This is a genomic window from Pseudomonas syringae (assembly GCF_021605415.1).
GTDB lineage: Bacteria > Pseudomonadota > Gammaproteobacteria > Pseudomonadales > Pseudomonadaceae > Aquipseudomonas > Aquipseudomonas syringae_S.
The window spans coordinates 1-15,435 of the sequence record NZ_WKEQ01000025.1 but is presented as its reverse complement, the minus strand read 5'-3'; the positions used below and the strand labels follow the sequence as shown (position 1 = coordinate 15,435).

General features: G+C 57.5%; 28 protein-coding genes. 14 read left to right on the top strand and 14 right to left on the bottom strand.

All coding sequences use genetic code 11. The features are described 5' to 3' along the window. Nucleotides 1–92 precede the first annotated feature (92 nt). From GIW69_RS17580 to GIW69_RS17540, 10 genes are all read right to left on the bottom strand, one after another. On the bottom strand, nt 93–362 hold the full coding sequence (locus tag GIW69_RS17580) for a hypothetical protein (RefSeq protein WP_236484069.1): 270 nt from the start codon (nt 360–362) through the stop codon (nt 93–95). Continuing rightward, the gene (locus GIW69_RS17575; protein WP_236484068.1) at nt 359–790 is read right to left on the bottom strand and encodes a VRR-NUC domain-containing protein; all 432 of its coding nucleotides are present in this window, start codon (nt 788–790) and stop codon (nt 359–361) included. Before GIW69_RS17575 ends, GIW69_RS17580 begins: the two co-directional genes overlap by 4 nt. Next, nucleotides 787–909 (bottom strand): hypothetical protein, encoded by a 123-nt coding sequence (locus GIW69_RS26235; RefSeq protein WP_268945671.1) that lies wholly within the window; start codon nt 907–909, stop codon nt 787–789. The genes GIW69_RS17575 and GIW69_RS26235 overlap by 4 nt, the downstream gene beginning before the upstream one ends. Further along, on the bottom strand, nt 906–1,208 hold the full coding sequence (locus GIW69_RS17570; RefSeq protein ID WP_236484067.1) for a nuclease domain-containing protein: 303 nt from the start codon (nt 1,206–1,208) through the stop codon (nt 906–908). Before GIW69_RS17570 ends, GIW69_RS26235 begins: the two co-directional genes overlap by 4 nt. Then, on the bottom strand, nt 1,199–1,408 hold the full coding sequence (locus GIW69_RS17565; protein ID WP_236484066.1) for a hypothetical protein: 210 nt from the start codon (nt 1,406–1,408) through the stop codon (nt 1,199–1,201). The genes GIW69_RS17570 and GIW69_RS17565 overlap by 10 nt, the downstream gene beginning before the upstream one ends. Next, a complete protein-coding gene (locus tag GIW69_RS17560) occupies nt 1,401–2,102 on the bottom strand; it encodes a replication protein P (RefSeq protein ID WP_236484065.1) in 702 nt (233 codons plus the stop codon). Before GIW69_RS17560 ends, GIW69_RS17565 begins: the two co-directional genes overlap by 8 nt. Next, on the bottom strand, nt 2,099–2,878 hold the full coding sequence (locus GIW69_RS17555; RefSeq protein WP_236484142.1) for a helix-turn-helix domain-containing protein: 780 nt from the start codon (nt 2,876–2,878) through the stop codon (nt 2,099–2,101). The genes GIW69_RS17560 and GIW69_RS17555 overlap by 4 nt, the downstream gene beginning before the upstream one ends. An 11-nt stretch (nt 2,879–2,889) precedes the next feature. Then, nucleotides 2,890–3,552: a phage regulatory protein/antirepressor Ant gene (locus GIW69_RS17550; protein ID WP_236484141.1), complete on the bottom strand. Its 663-nt coding sequence runs from the start codon at nt 3,550–3,552 to the stop codon at nt 2,890–2,892. A gap of 148 nt (nt 3,553–3,700) precedes the next feature. Next, on the bottom strand, nt 3,701–4,123 hold the full coding sequence (locus GIW69_RS17545; RefSeq protein ID WP_236484064.1) for a phage regulatory CII family protein: 423 nt from the start codon (nt 4,121–4,123) through the stop codon (nt 3,701–3,703). A 100-nt stretch (nt 4,124–4,223) separates the two neighbouring features. Beyond that, on the bottom strand, nt 4,224–4,463 hold the full coding sequence (locus GIW69_RS17540; protein ID WP_236484063.1) for a helix-turn-helix domain-containing protein: 240 nt from the start codon (nt 4,461–4,463) through the stop codon (nt 4,224–4,226). 83 nt (nt 4,464–4,546) lie between these two features. On the opposite strand from GIW69_RS17540, the gene GIW69_RS17535 reads away from it, so the two are divergent. Next, on the top strand, nt 4,547–5,407 hold the full coding sequence (locus GIW69_RS17535) for a LexA family transcriptional regulator (protein WP_236484140.1): 861 nt from the start codon (nt 4,547–4,549) through the stop codon (nt 5,405–5,407). A 92-nt stretch (nt 5,408–5,499) separates the two neighbouring features. Next, the gene (locus tag GIW69_RS17530; protein WP_236484062.1) at nt 5,500–5,991 is read left to right on the top strand and encodes a hypothetical protein; all 492 of its coding nucleotides are present in this window, start codon (nt 5,500–5,502) and stop codon (nt 5,989–5,991) included. Between the two features lie 46 nt (nt 5,992–6,037). On the opposite strand, the gene GIW69_RS17525 is transcribed toward GIW69_RS17530, so the two are convergent. After that, nucleotides 6,038–6,352, bottom strand: a complete 315-nt coding sequence (locus GIW69_RS17525; protein ID WP_236484061.1) for a DUF1654 domain-containing protein — start codon at nt 6,350–6,352, stop codon at nt 6,038–6,040. A gap of 442 nt (nt 6,353–6,794) precedes the next feature. On the opposite strand from GIW69_RS17525, the gene GIW69_RS17520 reads away from it, so the two are divergent. From GIW69_RS17520 to GIW69_RS17510, 3 genes are all read left to right on the top strand, one after another. Continuing rightward, nucleotides 6,795–7,109 (top strand): hypothetical protein, encoded by a 315-nt coding sequence (locus tag GIW69_RS17520; protein WP_236484060.1) that lies wholly within the window; start codon nt 6,795–6,797, stop codon nt 7,107–7,109. A gap of 482 nt (nt 7,110–7,591) precedes the next feature. Continuing rightward, nucleotides 7,592–7,876: a hypothetical protein gene (locus tag GIW69_RS17515; protein ID WP_236484059.1), complete on the top strand. Its 285-nt coding sequence runs from the start codon at nt 7,592–7,594 to the stop codon at nt 7,874–7,876. Further along, nucleotides 7,873–8,187 carry a hypothetical protein gene (locus GIW69_RS17510; protein ID WP_236484058.1) on the top strand — a complete coding sequence of 105 codons (315 nt, stop codon included), beginning with the start codon at nt 7,873–7,875 and terminating at the stop codon, nt 8,185–8,187. The genes GIW69_RS17515 and GIW69_RS17510 overlap by 4 nt, the downstream gene beginning before the upstream one ends. A 263-nt stretch (nt 8,188–8,450) precedes the next feature. Here the strand turns inward: GIW69_RS17510 and GIW69_RS17505 are convergent, their stop codons facing one another. Beyond that, on the bottom strand, nt 8,451–9,104 hold the full coding sequence (locus GIW69_RS17505) for a hypothetical protein (RefSeq protein WP_236484057.1): 654 nt from the start codon (nt 9,102–9,104) through the stop codon (nt 8,451–8,453). Nucleotides 9,105–9,185: 81 nt separating this feature from the next. Between GIW69_RS17505 and GIW69_RS17500 the strand changes: the two genes are divergently transcribed. Further along, entirely contained in the window at nt 9,186–10,109 is a 924-nt protein-coding gene (locus GIW69_RS17500; RefSeq protein WP_236484056.1) for a DNA cytosine methyltransferase, read from the top strand. A gap of 31 nt (nt 10,110–10,140) precedes the next feature. On the opposite strand, the gene GIW69_RS17495 is transcribed toward GIW69_RS17500, so the two are convergent. After that, nucleotides 10,141–10,509 (bottom strand): hypothetical protein, encoded by a 369-nt coding sequence (locus GIW69_RS17495; protein ID WP_236484055.1) that lies wholly within the window; start codon nt 10,507–10,509, stop codon nt 10,141–10,143. A 99-nt stretch (nt 10,510–10,608) separates the two neighbouring features. Between GIW69_RS17495 and GIW69_RS17490 the strand changes: the two genes are divergently transcribed. After that, the gene (locus GIW69_RS17490; RefSeq protein WP_236484054.1) at nt 10,609–11,112 is read left to right on the top strand and encodes a DUF4406 domain-containing protein; all 504 of its coding nucleotides are present in this window, start codon (nt 10,609–10,611) and stop codon (nt 11,110–11,112) included. Continuing rightward, a complete protein-coding gene (locus GIW69_RS17485) occupies nt 11,109–11,798 on the top strand; it encodes a hypothetical protein (RefSeq protein WP_236484053.1) in 690 nt (229 codons plus the stop codon). Before GIW69_RS17490 ends, GIW69_RS17485 begins: the two co-directional genes overlap by 4 nt. Nucleotides 11,799–11,820: 22 nt before the next feature. Here GIW69_RS17485 and GIW69_RS17480 read toward each other — a convergent pair whose 3' ends face one another. Next, the gene (locus GIW69_RS17480; protein ID WP_236484052.1) at nt 11,821–12,117 is read right to left on the bottom strand and encodes a hypothetical protein; all 297 of its coding nucleotides are present in this window, start codon (nt 12,115–12,117) and stop codon (nt 11,821–11,823) included. A 169-nt stretch (nt 12,118–12,286) separates the two neighbouring features. Here GIW69_RS17480 and GIW69_RS17475 point away from each other — a divergent pair, with 169 nt between their 5' ends. The 6 genes from GIW69_RS17475 (at nt 12,287) to GIW69_RS17450 (ending at nt 15,265) form a co-directional block, all read left to right on the top strand. Then, on the top strand, nt 12,287–12,598 hold the full coding sequence (locus tag GIW69_RS17475) for a hypothetical protein (protein ID WP_236484051.1): 312 nt from the start codon (nt 12,287–12,289) through the stop codon (nt 12,596–12,598). Between the two features lie 4 nt (nt 12,599–12,602). Beyond that, entirely contained in the window at nt 12,603–12,791 is a 189-nt protein-coding gene (locus tag GIW69_RS17470) for a hypothetical protein (RefSeq protein WP_236484050.1), read from the top strand. Nucleotides 12,792–12,840: 49 nt separating this feature from the next. Next, nucleotides 12,841–13,347 (top strand): DNA N-6-adenine-methyltransferase, encoded by a 507-nt coding sequence (locus tag GIW69_RS17465; RefSeq protein ID WP_236484049.1) that lies wholly within the window; start codon nt 12,841–12,843, stop codon nt 13,345–13,347. A 67-nt stretch (nt 13,348–13,414) separates the two neighbouring features. After that, nucleotides 13,415–13,849, top strand: a complete 435-nt coding sequence (locus tag GIW69_RS17460) for a hypothetical protein (RefSeq protein WP_236484048.1) — start codon at nt 13,415–13,417, stop codon at nt 13,847–13,849. A 46-nt stretch (nt 13,850–13,895) separates the two neighbouring features. Beyond that, nucleotides 13,896–14,129, top strand: coding sequence for a hypothetical protein (locus tag GIW69_RS17455; protein ID WP_236484047.1), 234 nt, complete (start codon nt 13,896–13,898; stop codon nt 14,127–14,129). Beyond that, on the top strand, nt 14,129–15,265 hold the full coding sequence (locus GIW69_RS17450) for a tyrosine-type recombinase/integrase (protein ID WP_236484046.1): 1,137 nt from the start codon (nt 14,129–14,131) through the stop codon (nt 15,263–15,265). The genes GIW69_RS17455 and GIW69_RS17450 overlap by 1 nt, the downstream gene beginning before the upstream one ends. Nucleotides 15,266–15,435 lie beyond the last annotated feature (170 nt).

The window sequence follows — 15,435 nt, the reverse complement described above, 5'->3', positions numbered from 1 at the left end:
CAAGCCTTTGTTTTCGAGATCGCGAACGTCCTGCACGGTGCCGGCCGCCTGACGCTTGAGTTCGGCTTCGGTGATCTTCACGGCGACAGTGGTCATGCAATCACCTCCCGCGACTTCTGCTGCTCGGGGGAGAAGTCGCCGCGCAACGGCATCAGATGTTCAGGCTTGAAGAAGCCCGCGCCATCCTCGCCGTTGCGATAAACCACCCATCCATCGAACTTCGGAATGAACAGGCGGCCGTCAGGCTCTTCTGCGGTCTGACCTTTGCGAAGGAAGCAATCGAGCGTCACGACGGTCATCGGGGAAAACCCGAAGCCTGATGTGAGTGTCAGAGCCAGATCGCCCGGGTTGAACTGGCTCATGCCGCCACCACTGTAGGAGCGAGTCGAAGGTAGGCTCGGATCTGCTCCATCGCGTCGAAGTGCCCCCGGCAAACGATGGCCAGATAACCTTGGTCATTCAGCTTGCGGATTCGCTCCTGCTGGCTCGCCGAAACGGCGGCATCATTCGGTGGGGTCGCCTTGAATTCGACGTACAGACCGAAGTAACCGCCGCGGGCCATGCTCAGCACCAGATCCGGGATACCGGCTTTCACACCCTGGGCTTTCAGTTTGGCGGCAACGGCTTTGACCCGGTGCCCGCCGTTCGGCACGTGGTAAATCAAATCGAACGCCGCCGGGCAGCACAGTTCGAGCTCACGCATCAGCGCGGCTTGCTCCAGTCCCTCACGGTCGACGGGCTTGGCGCGGCCGGGCCTCGGCTTGAACAGTTTCGGGATGGCCGGCTTCATTCGCGGTTACCTCGGCGCATGCGCCCTCTGCGCTCAAGCTTGCGAATGCCCCAGAGGACACCACCGAAGAAGATCAGCATGAAGCCGATGAACAGATTAAGAACCAGGTCGGTGCTCATGCAGCCCCCTTCACAGTGAGTATTCCAGCCCTGATCAGGGCTTCATGGGTTTCAGCAATGGCGCGCGGCATGTCGCACCAGTCGACCTCACCGGCGCCGCGGCCATCAATCGCGTCATGGCAGGCGCTGCAGGCGTACACCGCGACAGTGTCGAAGCCCTTCATGCCCATGCCTTTTTTTCCGCACGGCAGATGCGCGAGAACGGTTGTTTCGGGGTTGTGGTTGCAGATACCGGGAATCCGGACGGTGCAGTCCTGGCCGTTGGCCGAGGCTCGGAGTTTCTTCGAGGTCACGCGCATACCCGCTCCCCCGTCGTGCGATCAACCACCTCAAAGGTGGTCGGCCACATCAATTTCCCGAACTTCAGGGCGGCCGATGGATGCTCGAACAGCGCGACGGCACGATCTGGTTGGCTCGTCAGGTCGAGCTTGTGAGCGCAGCAGTGCACGGCGAACCGGTACTCGGCGGGGTCAGTCGGCGCGAGATGAGGATTAGGCACGGGCAGCACCTCGCGATCGCATGGCACGCAGCTCGGCCAACGCCGAATTGCCTACCTCTGGATTGCGCTCGGGTTTCGGCGCGGCCAGTTCGGCGACCGGAACCGGGCCCAGTTGCTCGCCCATCCAGACCTTGCGAACCTGCTCCATGTACCGTTTTTCAAAGCTGATCAGGCCGAGCTCACGACTGAGCAGCGGCAAGCTGTGGAAGCCGGCGGCGGCCGTGGCGTGATAAACGGCTGGGTGAAACCACTTCGCGACACTGCGCATCGCCGGATGACAGTTGCGCATGGCCTGGTTGTAAGCCGCTTCAACTCCCGGCAGCGGCGGATTCAGCATTTCCGGGGTTGGCACGCAGCCTTGAATGAACTTGCCGACGCTGGGGATGAAGTCGGACGGCTCCGCGCGGCACCGGACCAGTCCGATATCGATCTGCTCCTGAGTGCAAACACCGTTCTCGATGAACGCCTGGAGCCAGGTGGCTTTCGATTCCATGTAGGCCTTCTTGTCCGGCCATGCCTGCCGCCACGCCGTGCGGATTGAGCGAAGCTGGCGGAACAGTTGATTGATGACCTTGCCGGTTTCGCGGGCCCGATCCTGCTGGGCTTGAATTGAAACCTCATTGCTCGCTTCGATGAACTCGCCGTTGTGCACTTTGCTCATGGCCTGGGCCGCGACGCTGGAAACTGATTTCATTTCGAACCCCCATTCATCCAGTCGGTACCTGTGTCGTCGAACTCGTCGGTCTGCGAAGCAGCGCCGGCAGTACGGGTTCGATCTCGCTTAGCCCACTTCACCAGCTCGAAACACCAACCCGCCGCGCTTTGCACCGAGGCCGGGCGAGCAACGTAGAAACCCATGAACGATTCCAGCAGGCTGTCGGTGATGACCTCGGCGGGCAGCCTGGCGATGGCGAGTTGATCAGCCAGTGACTTCTCGTTCGGCGTCCATGCGGCAAACATGGCGAAGCGTTGGCGGTCATCCAGTTCCGCGATGACGGCCTGATCCTGCTCGGCGATCACATCCGCAAGCACATGCGGCTGCTGCTGTTCGGTTCCTTGATGGTTAATTGATGTATTGGGTGCAGCCGCTGCACCCCGTTCTGTTCCAGGCTGCACCCCGTTATGTTGTAAACTGCACCCCGTTGCGTCATCTGCACCCCGCTCTGCACGGGGTGCAGGATTTGCACCCCGCAATAGTTGAAGGTCATAAACGACTGGGCGGCGGTCGTGACGGTCAATGTGAACGGCAGCGATCGCCTGATTGCCCTTCTTGATCAGCCCAGACTTCTCCAAATCGTCCAGCTTGTAGCGCACGGTGCGCTCGGAAAGGCCGGTGTCCTGTGCAAGCGTGGTGGCAGACGGAAACGCACCGGCCCCGTTCGAGCCGGCGTAGTTGGCCAAGCAAAGCAGCACGTGACGTGCGCTGGAATCCTTGAGAACTTGAGTGGGCAAAGAGAGCGCCCATGACATTGCTTGAACGCTCACAGCGAGGCTCCGATATTGAATTCGGCCAAACGGGCAAGGCCCTTCGGGGTGACAAGAGGATCGAACGCGGCGCGCTCTACGCCGGTTTCTGGGTCAGGCTTGAGCGCCGTGACCTTGTGAACCATGCAGCCAGAAGTGATACGCGGCTGGTAGGCAGTCCAGCGTCCGGAGCCAGTCCGGCGGAAGATCCACCGGTTCTGCTCCATCCAGGCGAAGAGCCTCGACGGCTGAATTTGCAGATGCTTTGCAGCGTCGGTGATGCAGATCGCGCCACCGGCGGCGGCCAAACGATTAATCGCTGCAACTTTCGGCGCCTGATCGAGGATCACCAGACGCAACGTTTGATTGTCCTTGGCCTGGTCGGCGGCGGCCTGCAACGCCTCGGCGTAGGTCGCTGGAATCTGGAACTGACCCATTTGGGCTTCCAGTTCCTGCCAGCGATCAATGATCCGTGCGCGCAGCTCGACGCTGTAGCCCGAGACGACGACCAAAGTATCCCGCTGCGAAAGCAGGAACTCGCGATAGACCTGGCCGTTCTGCGGGTGGATATAGGGGGTGTCGTTTGAAGAAACGACACCCTTCGCGACCAACGCACGGATGGTTTTCAGAACGTTGTCGTGGCTGCTGCCGGTGAGATCCGCAATCTCGCGCGATGACATGTGTCGCGACACGTTTTTTGATTGCTGAAAAGGTGTCGCGACATGAGGGGTATTGCCGGGGGTGGTGTTCATGTTCATAATGGCCCCACTGTGTTTTACAAGTTGTTGAAAGAACCGCCCTGCCAGGCGGTTTTTTTATGCCTGCGATTCAGGCGGCCTTTAGCGACTCGCGAAGAATTTGCAGAGCCTCGATCGCTTCAAGAATCGCTTTCTCGCCCTGAGCTTTTTCGTGTTGGCTGATGTGGTTGTCCGCCGCCGCGTCGAAGATCAATCGGCCAACGTCGCCGCATTCGGCAGACAAATTTCCGAGCGCGACCATCAATGGTTTGGCGGTTGGCTTCTCGCGTGACACAAGGTCAAACCCGAATTGATCGCCAAGCGCAATCAGTGGTCGCATGTCATCGGTGTGCAGCAGAATCCCGAACAGATGCTCAATGGTCAGGTGATGGGCTGCGTTGTCCGGGTTCGAGCGTTGAAGCAGGCTCACGTGGGCCATGCACATCTTCCCGGCCAGTTCTTCGGCGCCGCTTTCCTTCACCGTCGCGTGGCAGGCCCTCAAGAAATCTTCCATTCGTAAACCCTCAAATTTGTTTCCGTAGTGGCGCCATGCCAATCCGAAGAAAATGAGTCATCAACTGATCAGGGACGAGCCAATGACTGTGCGTTCATCATCAAGCAGCGGACTTTCCTGGCGCCGCCTCAGCAAGCAGCCATGTAGCCTCGAAGGGCTTTCCGTTTGCGGCGGCCAGCGCTGCTATTTGCTCGGCGTATTTGGTTTCGCCGGTGTAGTCGGTTCGGGGAAGACATTCAGCGGTAATCCACTTGTAAACAGCGCGTGGGGTTTTTCCGCAGGCACTGGCAACCACAGGAACGCCGCCGGCGTCATCAATCGATTTCTTGAGCGGGCTCATATGGCCTCCAAAGGAATTATGAACTTGCAGTACATATTATGTCGGAACTGAAAGTACATGCAATAGCATGCGATGCTGAACCAATGGTTCAGATAGAAGAAATTCGCGCGGCTTTTGTTGCCCGCCTCAAAAAAGCGTTAAGCGCTCACGGGATTGATCAGTGGGGCGCAGGTGCTCGTCTGGCGGAAATAGCCAAGGTAACGCCAAAGGCATCAAGCAAATGGCTGAATGGCGAGTCACTGCCTGGCCCCGCCAAGATGAACGCCATCGCTGATGCTCTGGGCGTTAGGATTGAATGGCTTCAGCATGGCTCCGGCGATGCACCAAGCTTTTCGAAGCCTGCAGAACACGACGGAGCTGGTGATGAGGTCTTTCATTCGGCGGCTGATCTCGTGCGGAACATGGTGGCTAACCAGGGCAAAGGCCTTTCTGAGAACGCACGCCGACGCCTCCTTGCGATCGCAGAGGGTGAAGAGAGCAGTGCGCTACAACTTGATTATTATCGACCCGGTGCGGTTGGCGACGAGGTTTGGATAGCCCACTACGATGTTCGGGCAGCTATGGGCGGCGGTCAGATACCACACGACTATCCAGAAATGCTCCAAGACGTAAGGGTGAGCCCCCAACATCTTCGCGAGATGGGCGTCGAGTTCCAAGAGCACTTTCATCTCAAGATAGTGACTGGCTGGGGTCAATCAATGGCGCCCACTATCAAACATCGAGACCCCCTTCTCGTCGATATTAGTATTCGGGAATTCGTAGGTGACGGGATATACATGTTCTCTTGGGAAGGGCACCTCTACATCAAACGGCTTCAATGGGTAGGTGACGAGCAAATCAACATGCTCTCTGACAATCCACGCCACCCACCTCAAACAATCAGGGCCGAAGACACCTTCATCCAGGCTCGCGTGTTGCTGGTTTGGAATGCAAATTTGGTTTAGCAGGATTCCGATGCGCTTGATTCGGGAAATACTTGCACGACCGCAGTGGCCTTGCGCCATGGTAGAGTCGAGGGAAATCCTGGAGGGAACCAATGAACAGAATGCGCGCCGCGACTTTAATCCTTTCTATATCGATGCTGACAGCTTGCGCTAATCAGAAGCCAGTCGAACGTCCGCCCTTCCCTGTTGGGGAATATGCTCAACTTCAAAAAATCGGTAATGGAAAGGTTACCGGCCAAGTCTTTATGAAAACTGTCGGAGGGGATGTCAGGTATGGAGCCGGTAGCGACGTATACCTTTTCCCAGCAACTAGTTATTCAGATTTCTGGTTTCAGACAAACTACGTCTCCCAGCGTCCGATAGCTCCGCCAGACTCTCGTCAAATGGAATACACCAAAGTGGTGCAAGCTGATGGGAGCGGAAACTTTGAATTTGCCGATATCCCTCCAGGGCGTTACTACATCAGCTCAAAGGTAACGTGGCAGGCACCCACGCAATGGGGTCTGGCAGCGCAAGGTGGCTGGGTCGCTAAATCCGCCACCGTAGCCAATGGCGCGACCGCCAGAGTCATGCTGACACGGTAACTTTTTGCCTATTAGATCCCGCCAATAAGGCGGGTTTTTTTTGCTTTCAAAAAGGTGCCGCTTCCTCTTCAAGCTCAACGTCGCTCTGCACTGGGCAGCCTTCGTTGACAGTCATTTCCCAGCGGAGAGTCACTGACGCATCAACATTGATGCTCATATCAATGCCTTCCGTTTCGGATAGCAGGCCAATCACCTCTTTCCATTCGCGGTCACCATCCGCATCTAAACGATGAATCGTCACCCAGCGCTGAATTTGCGCTACCGGATGGTTGATCATCGATGAGACTCGCAAGTTCAAGCGTTCCATCCCGCTGATTTCTTGTCGTTGTGTCGTTTCTTCCCGCTTGTCCGCCGTTGCCATCGAATCCTCCAATCGCTGTATATGCATCCAGTATTACCGACTATAACGAAGCGCTTTTCAGCCGTAAATCCCCACATGCCCGGCGGACAAAAATCACCAGTTCAGCCATTTTCATAAAAATATGTACTTATGGTACTTGACGCAATATGAACTGTTGGTTCATATTTGGCTCATCGCAGCGAAATACACCGCCGCGAAGGGCCAAAGGCCTGACCGCTCTTTAACAGTCAGCGCAACAACCAACAGACCGCATTGCCTCTACCGGCGACCGGCGTGCAGACAGGCCCGAAAGCCTGCCAACGACAGGAACAACCTGGACGGCTGCTCGATGGTGAAACGCCAGAACCGTGTGAATGACCCGGCATGCAATGCGCCCCGCCCCTTCCGGCGGTAATTGGACGGACAGCATCACTTCTGCACCTTGGCGACAGGGTGCAGCGGGATGACAACCGAGGGTATGACGATGTGTGATTGCAGGAGTAAGAACGAAGAGCGTCTGACCGAGCACTTCGCGAAGCAACTCCCTGAAGGCGCAACCGGCCTGAAGGTTAGCCTCGGCGGCTACGCGATGATCTTCAGCGGGCCGGTGAGCATGAAGAATTATTCCGAAGTGACGGCGACCTACAACTCCCCCACAAAAGGCACCCCCAAAAAGCCGAGCAGAATGCGCGAGCAGAAAGAGACGGTCAGCTTGCTAGGCAACTACTGCATGTTCTGCGGTAAGAAATATGACAAAGACACGCCTGAAGTCGCTTGAAGTATCACTTCTGCCCATTCACTGAGTGGGCAGCGGGATGCGGACGAAGTCGCGGCCTATAACCGCCCACCTGCATCCAACTGCCAGAGCGCTCCGCCGCAGTTGAAACCCTGATCAGGATATACGGCCATGAAGTAGACGAACGATTCACCCGCGCGGCGCAGTAAGCCTGAAGGCTGCGCCCAACACCTGGACAGGCAGCGGGCATCTGGGCCAACGGTGTTACCGCGCACCGGCCGAGCAATCGGTAGGCCACCCCAAAGTTCAAGGTCACTGCTGTTGATTCAAACCCACGCCGTCGCCAGTAGCGGGCCTGGGAGGCTTTCACGTAGGGAGGTCTTCGTGATGCCACCGAAAGCCCGGTTTCGATCGGGCTTTCTTTTGCCCCGCCTTTATCCGTGAGCACTCTCCCCTGCGCCCAACGGCAACCAGCAGGCGGCACGAGTGCTGACGAATAAACGCAACCCCACCGAGGAATCGCCATGCATCCATCCATTCAACAGCGAGTCGACGGGGTTGCGGCCCTGCACGTTCGCTCAAGCATCGCCACCGCCGCCTTCTACGCCTTGATCGGCAAGGAGCCACCCGTGCAGAAGATTCGCTACCAGGTCGTCGCCAAGGGCGAGTGCGCCTACCACATCGTGGAGCTGGCCACCGACAAGGTGAAGGGCTTCCGCTTCACCTACAAGGAAGCGGTCAACTTCGCTCAGCAGCTTGAATCCCGCGCCGACGGCATCAAGGTCACGCTCTCGGGTGATCGGCCATGATCGGCGTTCCACAGCCCCATCCGCGGGACAGCATCATCGCCAACCTGAACCAGCAACTGGATGCCTTATTCGGCGCCGGCAACGCCGTGCAGAAGATCGCCTCTGGCGTCAGCGGTGAAAGCAGCTTCTCCGGCGCGAGCGCCCAAAGCGAACGACTCCGCGCCGAACGCGACAAGCTTGCACCCATGCTCAAAGCGCTGGCCGCAACAGGCATCACGTCGAGTGCAGCAGCAACGCAGACCCGGATCCGGCAAAAGCGAATCGAGCTCATCGCCAAAGAGAACGGCTTCAAGTTCGCCTCGGCCAAATGAAGCGTCTCAGCAACCAGGTGCAACGGCGCCGCAAACAGACCTGGCTGGACTTGCCCGCCAGCGGTATTGAAGAGGTAGGCCATGGCCAAGAGCAACGCGGAACGTTCAGAGAAAGCAGCGGCGAAATAGAACTTCGGCAGCACTACTTTTCCTCCAAGTTCCAAACCCTTGCTAAGCCGAGTTTCTGAAACAATCAATATCGGCTAAGGCATTCCTGCCCGGTCAATATCTACCTCTTCGCTTCAACAATGAAATGAACTGGCTTAAAGAGCTTGAGGGCGCTGACGAGCAGTCAGTCCCTCTTCGCCATCGTCCTCCCCATACCATTTATCCAGATCGAAGATCCGACAGCCTTGAGCATCATTGATCGCTCTATACGAAACATGAAACTCTGCACGCCCAATGTAGCTTTCCACAGAAAAAGTCCGATCCGTACCCCGGTTCATTGGTTCGACTTCCACACAGATATTTTCCGAATCATCAACCATCAGTGCTATCGCAACGCAGTCGCAATATCCACCACTATTGGTGATTTGAAACCGCTCGTAAAAATCACCTTCCCAGTGATATTTTTCCAAATGTTTTATTTCGAAAAGTGGCTGCAGTAGCCGATCTTGATTTGCCAAATTTACGGTTTGAATCCTTGTCATTTCAGCTTGCTGTTCAACGGAGTTTTTTAACTCCTGAGCCTGAAGCTGCAAAGCGTCCGTACTTAATTTTAACTCCCTCCCTTGCTGAAAGAATCCTAGAACCAGCCATAGCAAAGCAATTGGCCCCAGCGCCCCTGCAAGAAAATCCCCCAGTTCATTCAATTTAAGATTTAAAAAACTTTCAAACTTAAATGCTACGGTCGTCAATATTATTACTACATAAACACTCGTTCCTGAAATCCCCCAAAACCCCAACTTTCTAGCCATCTTCAGCTCCTTCCGGCTCCATGCCGGGCCCATCACAAATACCCCACTTCTACGAATAACGCCAGCCGGCGAGGATCCCATATGTTCACAGCAGTTGATTTATTTGCCGGTTTTGGCGGATGGACAAAGGGCGGCCGCAATGCCGGTCTGAACGTTCTCTGGGCAGCAAACCACTGGCCCGAAGCGGTCGAGTGGCATACCCGCAACAACCCGGACACGATCCACGCTTGCCAGGATCTGCACCAGGCGAACTGGGCGGATGTGCCGAAGCACGATGTGATGCTTGCCTCGCCCTGTTGTCAAGGGCATACGAAGGCCCGCGGCAAGTCTGCCGGCAACCCTCAGCACGACAACTCTCGCTCGACAGCTTGGGCGCCGGTGCAGAACGCGGAGGTCAACCGGCCGGAGTTCGCAGTGATCGAGAACGTACCGGAGTTCATGGACTGGATTCTGTACCCGACTTGGGCTGATGCGATGCAGCGGCTCGGTTACTCCCTGGCCCCGCATATTGTGGACTGTGCCGACCTGGGCGTCCCGCAGCACCGCGTACGCTTGTTCATAGTCTGCTCGCGCAGCAAAGCGCCGCTACACCTGCAACTGCCCCGCTACCAGCACGTGCCCGCCCGGGAGATAATCGACTTCAACGCTGGCAAGTGGTCAGCGATCAATAAGCCGGGCCGCGCCGCATCGACGCTGACTCGTGTGAAGAATGGCCGCGAGCGTTTCGGCGAAAGGTTTGTGATGCCCTATTACGGCTCAGGCAGCGGCCTCACTGGTCGTAGTCTGGATCGCCCGATCGGCACCATCACCACTCTAGATCGCTGGGCAGTCGTCGACGGCGACATGATGCGAATGATCAGCGCTGACGAGGCGATGGCCGCTCAGTCCTTCCCGAAAGACACACTCCGCCCGGACAACCATAAGCTGACGATGCACATGACCGGGAACGCCGTCCCGCCACTTGCAGGTCAGCGAATCATTGAGGCACTAAAAGCAGCCTTATAAGCGCCAACAATCGCCACGCCAATGTAACCCCCTAACCACGATTTCGTTGCTGTTCAACTCTAGTAGATGATCTTGCCTGATCCGACTCAACGATAGACATGTACACCAACTCATTTTCGCGATGCAGCTTTTCCAAAGAGTCGGTTGTAATCGCGTTCGATTCAATCAAGTTCAATAGACCCTGTTGATAGTGCACATGGACTGCCAGCGGTGCAATTGCACTTTGGCCTTCAATTTTGTCTGCGTACTCAAACGCCTCACTTCTGTGGCGGATGGCGAAATCCAGCACCGCTTTTGCACGCTCTCTCCTAGTTTGGTAATGCGCCTGTATCCAAACAGCGCCCAATGAGCTCAGGCCGCCGATCGCCACGCCGATGAGACCTGCCACTGCAGCATCCACAGATTTCTCCTTGATCCGGCTACATGCCGGGCCAACAACAAATAGTTCAAAACCTCAAGAAAAGCCACCGCCTGGGCATGCCCCGGCATAGGACGCCCCATGCCCACAGAAAACCGAAACCATCCAGATGATCAACACGCCATCGAGCGGCTGCACCAGCGCTACGTCGACAAAATCGATCGCTTCTCAGAGGAGTTGATTGTGTTTCAGGACTCGGCTTACGCGATGGGCCTGAATCGCGGCACGCAATTGGCCAAAGGGTGCGTAACGCTAGCTCCCATCCGCGCCAACCGCCTGTACCTGGCCGGCCCCATGACCGGCTTCGAAGACTTCAATTTTCCCGCCTTCAACAAGATAGCCGCCGAGCTGCGCACCCGGGGCTACGTTGTCGAAAATCCTGCCGAGCACGGCGTTGTCGACGATGCAGACTGGGCTGACTACATGGCCTATGACCTGACCCGGCTGGGCCTGTGCGGCCAGGTCGCGGTGCTGCCCGGCTGGGAGAACTCGAAAGGAGCCCGGCTCGAAGTGCACATTGCCCGCGAGCTCGGCATGAAGGTTGTGAATGCCCATGATCTGGTATCGATGGAGATTGCAGGATGAGCGCACAATGGAAACTGGTGCCGGTCGAGCCGACCGAAACCATGGTGATAAACGGTTTCGAGTCGGAACCAAACGAGTGCTTCACCGATGAGGAAGTCTGGGAGCAGTACCAAGAGATGAGCGGCTGCCAGCAAGCGGCGTTCCGCGCGAAACTGTGCTGGGCCGCCATGCTCGGCTCCGCCCCCGCAGCGCCTGAAGATTCACAGCCGGTGATGAAGCTGGAGGCTGAAAAGCTGTGGGATGGGCACGGAGAGTACGCTGTGTCCTTCGTCCGCGCCGGATGGCTTGATGAACGCCGGACGACTGGCGGCGAGTTTTTGCTATACACCCACCCCGCTACGGACGAGGTTGCGCGATTCACCGCCGAGCGTGACGCCCTGCAGCTGCGCCTGAACGCAGCGGATCAGCGGATTGATGACCTTTGCGGATCTCAGGCTGATCGCTCACCCCACGACTACGCCGTTGAGCATGCTGAATACATGGCCAAGTCAGCCGATGACGTGCTGGCAAAATTCCAGGCATACGGACTGGCTCTGCTGGCCGTCGATGAAGGCGGCGACGACGGCGAAGATGAGCTATTCGAAGCAATCGACTCCGCACGCAACGACCTGCAGGAGTCCTTGGTGGATCTTCGCAGCATGGTTTACGAGTTTCGCAAGCGCTCCAGCCGCATCCCCTCACTGTAACCCTCCCCTTCAAAGTCAGCCGCTATTTCGAGGACACCGACTTACGACTCGCACTTCCAGCAGTAGCCAACTGACGAGCTCGACCTACGCCCCACGCCAAAGCCCTAGTCATCGATTCCCCCGGGGTTGGGTCAACGGTTTCTTCATGCAACGCCATGCCATCGGCAGCATAAACACCGATGAACATTTGAGTTTCGCCCGTGCGCGATAGCCTGACCTGCACGTCGATGTGAGTCCCATTATTGAGAGTTTCATCATGTGTTCGGTTGTGGATCTCGGGATCTGCCCAAGCCCAGAAGATGTCGCCGCGAAGCCTCATATTGCCCTCCTGCCTGTTCCTTGATAGGGGCTAAGAATACCCCCAAAGATAGACCCGATCGAATGAAGCGCAACGGCGCCGATGCGGTTACGGACGGCTGGTCTCAATAGCTGTACGGTTCCAATTCCCTTGTACATCTTTTAGCCGCTATAGCGGCAAGGACGAAGTCATGCCTGAAGAAAACCAAGCTCAAGCATTCGAACTCGACGGCAGCCAGCCGGCTCGACCCGATCTGCGCTGCTACAGCGTCGGCGATCAAGACTGGGTTGCCGCTACAAGCGAAGACGAGGCGCGTCGCGTCCTCGCTGAAATGAACGGCGACGATCCGGCGGAATATGCGGATTGGGATGTGGAGCTGACCAGCGACAAGACGCTCGATATGCAGTGGATTGACGAAGATCCGCCGCACGCCGAATGCGGGTGCCTTCGAGACTGGCTCGCAGAGGCAACTGAACCCACCTACCTGATGGGTACGGAGTGATCCCATGAGCAAAACAATCGTTTTGACCGGGAAAGCGGTCGTCAACTTTCGCAAGGTTATTGAGGACGCGTCAGATGACGACGTCGAGGAACTGCTGGCCAGTGATGATTTGCGCGGGGCGCAGATCGATGACGACGACCTGCTGGATATCGAGTGGATCCATGACGAAGTCGACATCAAGGTGACACCATGATCGCCCTCGCCTGGTTCGCCTACGTGTACTGCTACAAGGGGCCGCGGTGATGAGCGGAATGATCGGTGCCCGCGAGGCACCGCCGAAGCACAAGAGCGTCGAGTGGTACACGCCCGCGTGGATCTTCGAACGACTCGGCTTGCAGTTCGACCTCGACCCATCCAGCCCGCATGAACATGTGACGGCGGTACCTGCAAAGATGAAGTACACAGTCTTCGATGACGGTCTGTCGAAGGAATGGTCGGGTCGGGTTTGGATGAATCCTCCTTACGGGCCTGATACGGGCTTCTGGATGCGGCGACTGATTGCCCACGGTGACGGCATCGCGCTGGTGTTCAGCCGAACGGATGCGGAGTGGTTCCAGGACGCGATGGCCAACGCATCGGCGACCTTGCTGGTCAGAGGGCGAATCGCCTTTGTGCCCGGTCACGAGAACAGCCACAAGAAAGGCCGCTCAGGAGCTGGCAGTGCAATGTTTGCCTTCGGCGACGAATGCGCGATCGCGCTTCGAAGCCTGGCGGATCTCGGCGTTCTGGTTCCGCGAATCGCAGCCTGAGCCGATCACCGCAATAACCCCTCCCCCAACTCAACAGCCTGCCGGTGAACGGCGGCGGAGAATTCGTATGTCTGACAAAAATATCAAAGCCATCATGGATCAAGCCCAGGTGTTCGCCAGTAGCTGGTCGATGGTTGGCGGCCCGTTCGCAGCAGACGATCAGCTCGAATGCGCCGAAGAGGAAAAGGCGGAACTGCAAAAGCTGGTCACCAGCGCCTTGGAAGGATCGGTGAACGCCCCGCAGGACGTCGGCGAGATGGTAGAGGCTCTTCTGACTTGGCATAAGCGGCAAGTGGATCAACTGCAAATCATCACCGACAACGCGAAAGAAGGCGTGTCGATCCAGCTCGGCACCAGCGACCCAGTTGAACTTCTGCTGACAGAGGACATGGCAAAAGGTCTGCGTCTTGGGCTTTCGCTGGCCGTGGCGCGCCTCGGCAAACTGCCGATCAGCGTCAGCCATGACGGGGATGACGACCTCGATCCGGATGACGACGAATAACCCCCATCACCACCTTCTGCCGCCACGCGCGGCATGGAGCATCACAATGGCAAAAGTTCTGGCCCAAATTACGGTCAAGTTGCCGCGCCTCATGGAGGCGGGCGAATACAGGAAGCTCCGGTACGCCGGCGGTAAGCCGAGTCTGCAGCAGTTGAAAAAATGGATTGAGGAAGGCGAAGTGGTGGGTGAGATAAAAGGCGGGATGTATTTCGTCGACGTGCAGGCAGCAGTCATGGGTTCGAGTGACCCGCTGCTGGCTCAGATGATGGAGGTAGGCTGATGGCTGCCCGGCCGCGCACGCTGAAGAACAGAAAGCTGCCGCCGAACCTCTACCCGAACGGGAAGTACTGGCGGTACCGGAACCCAATCACGGGCTTGATGACCAGCATCAACCGCCCATTGGAGGAGGCAATCAAGCTGGCGCGGGCGGCCAACCTCAAGCTGGCGGCGCTGGTCGTTGATGACGGCGCCCTGCTCACCCTGCTCACCGGCGACAGGCTGCCGACGGTCAGCAATCTGGTGCAGCGCTTCACGGATGAATGGCTGGTGGACAAGGGCTACGCCGCCCGCACGCTGGAGGAGATCAAGTTCAAGCTCGAGCGGTACCGGCAGGATTTGGGCGACCGACTGATCGGGCAGATGGACGTGTTGGCCATGGCCGAATACCTCGACCAGTTCAGCAACAACGCGTACACAAAGCACCGGGGCCTGTGGGTGCAGCTCTTCGCCTTCGCAGTTGCCAAAGGCTTGGCCGAGCGGAACAACGCCGAGTTGACGCTGGTGAAGAAGGAAGCGGAGAAGAAGCGCCAGCGGCACACGCTTGAAGGATTGAAGACGATCATCGACGCCGCGACAACGCCGCCATGGCTAAAGCGCGCGATCCGTCTGGCACTGGCCAGCCTTCAGCGCCGGGAGGACATCGTGACCTGGTTGAAGACGGCGGCGGACATGGATAAAAACACGCTGACGGTTTCGCCGGGCAAGACGCAGGGCTATGAAAACCCGGTTCACCTGAAAATTACCATGGGTGCTGCGCTGCGCGAAGTTGTCGGCGAGTGCCTGCGGTCGCCGCTGGCTTCGCCTTACCTTATCCACTACAAACCGAAGGCCCGCCGCCGGGAGCAGATCGACGCCAAGGATCACTGGACGTCAGTAACACCGGACTATCTGACCAAGGAGTTCAGCAAAGCGCGCGACGCAGCGCACGCCTATGACCAGGTGCCGGCCGGTGAGCGCCCCACTTTTCACGAGATCCGCGCTTTAGGAGCATGGCTGTACGAGCAGCAGAATTTCCCGATGGATTACATCCAGGCGCTGATGGGCCACGCTGATGAGAAGATGACGAAGCATTACCAGGAGGGGCATGGGGACAAGACGATTGAGTACGTCGAGGTGGGCGCCGGATTGGCGTTCTGAGGTGGGAGTTTTGCAAAAGTTTTGCAAAAGTTTTGCAAATTGCAGAAAGCAAAAAGGGGTCACCGTTTCCGGTGACCCCTCTAGACCGCCCAGCAGAGCGGATTTTGTTTGGTAGGCGCGATTGGACTCGAACCAACGACCCCCACCATGTCAAGGTGGTGCTCTAACCA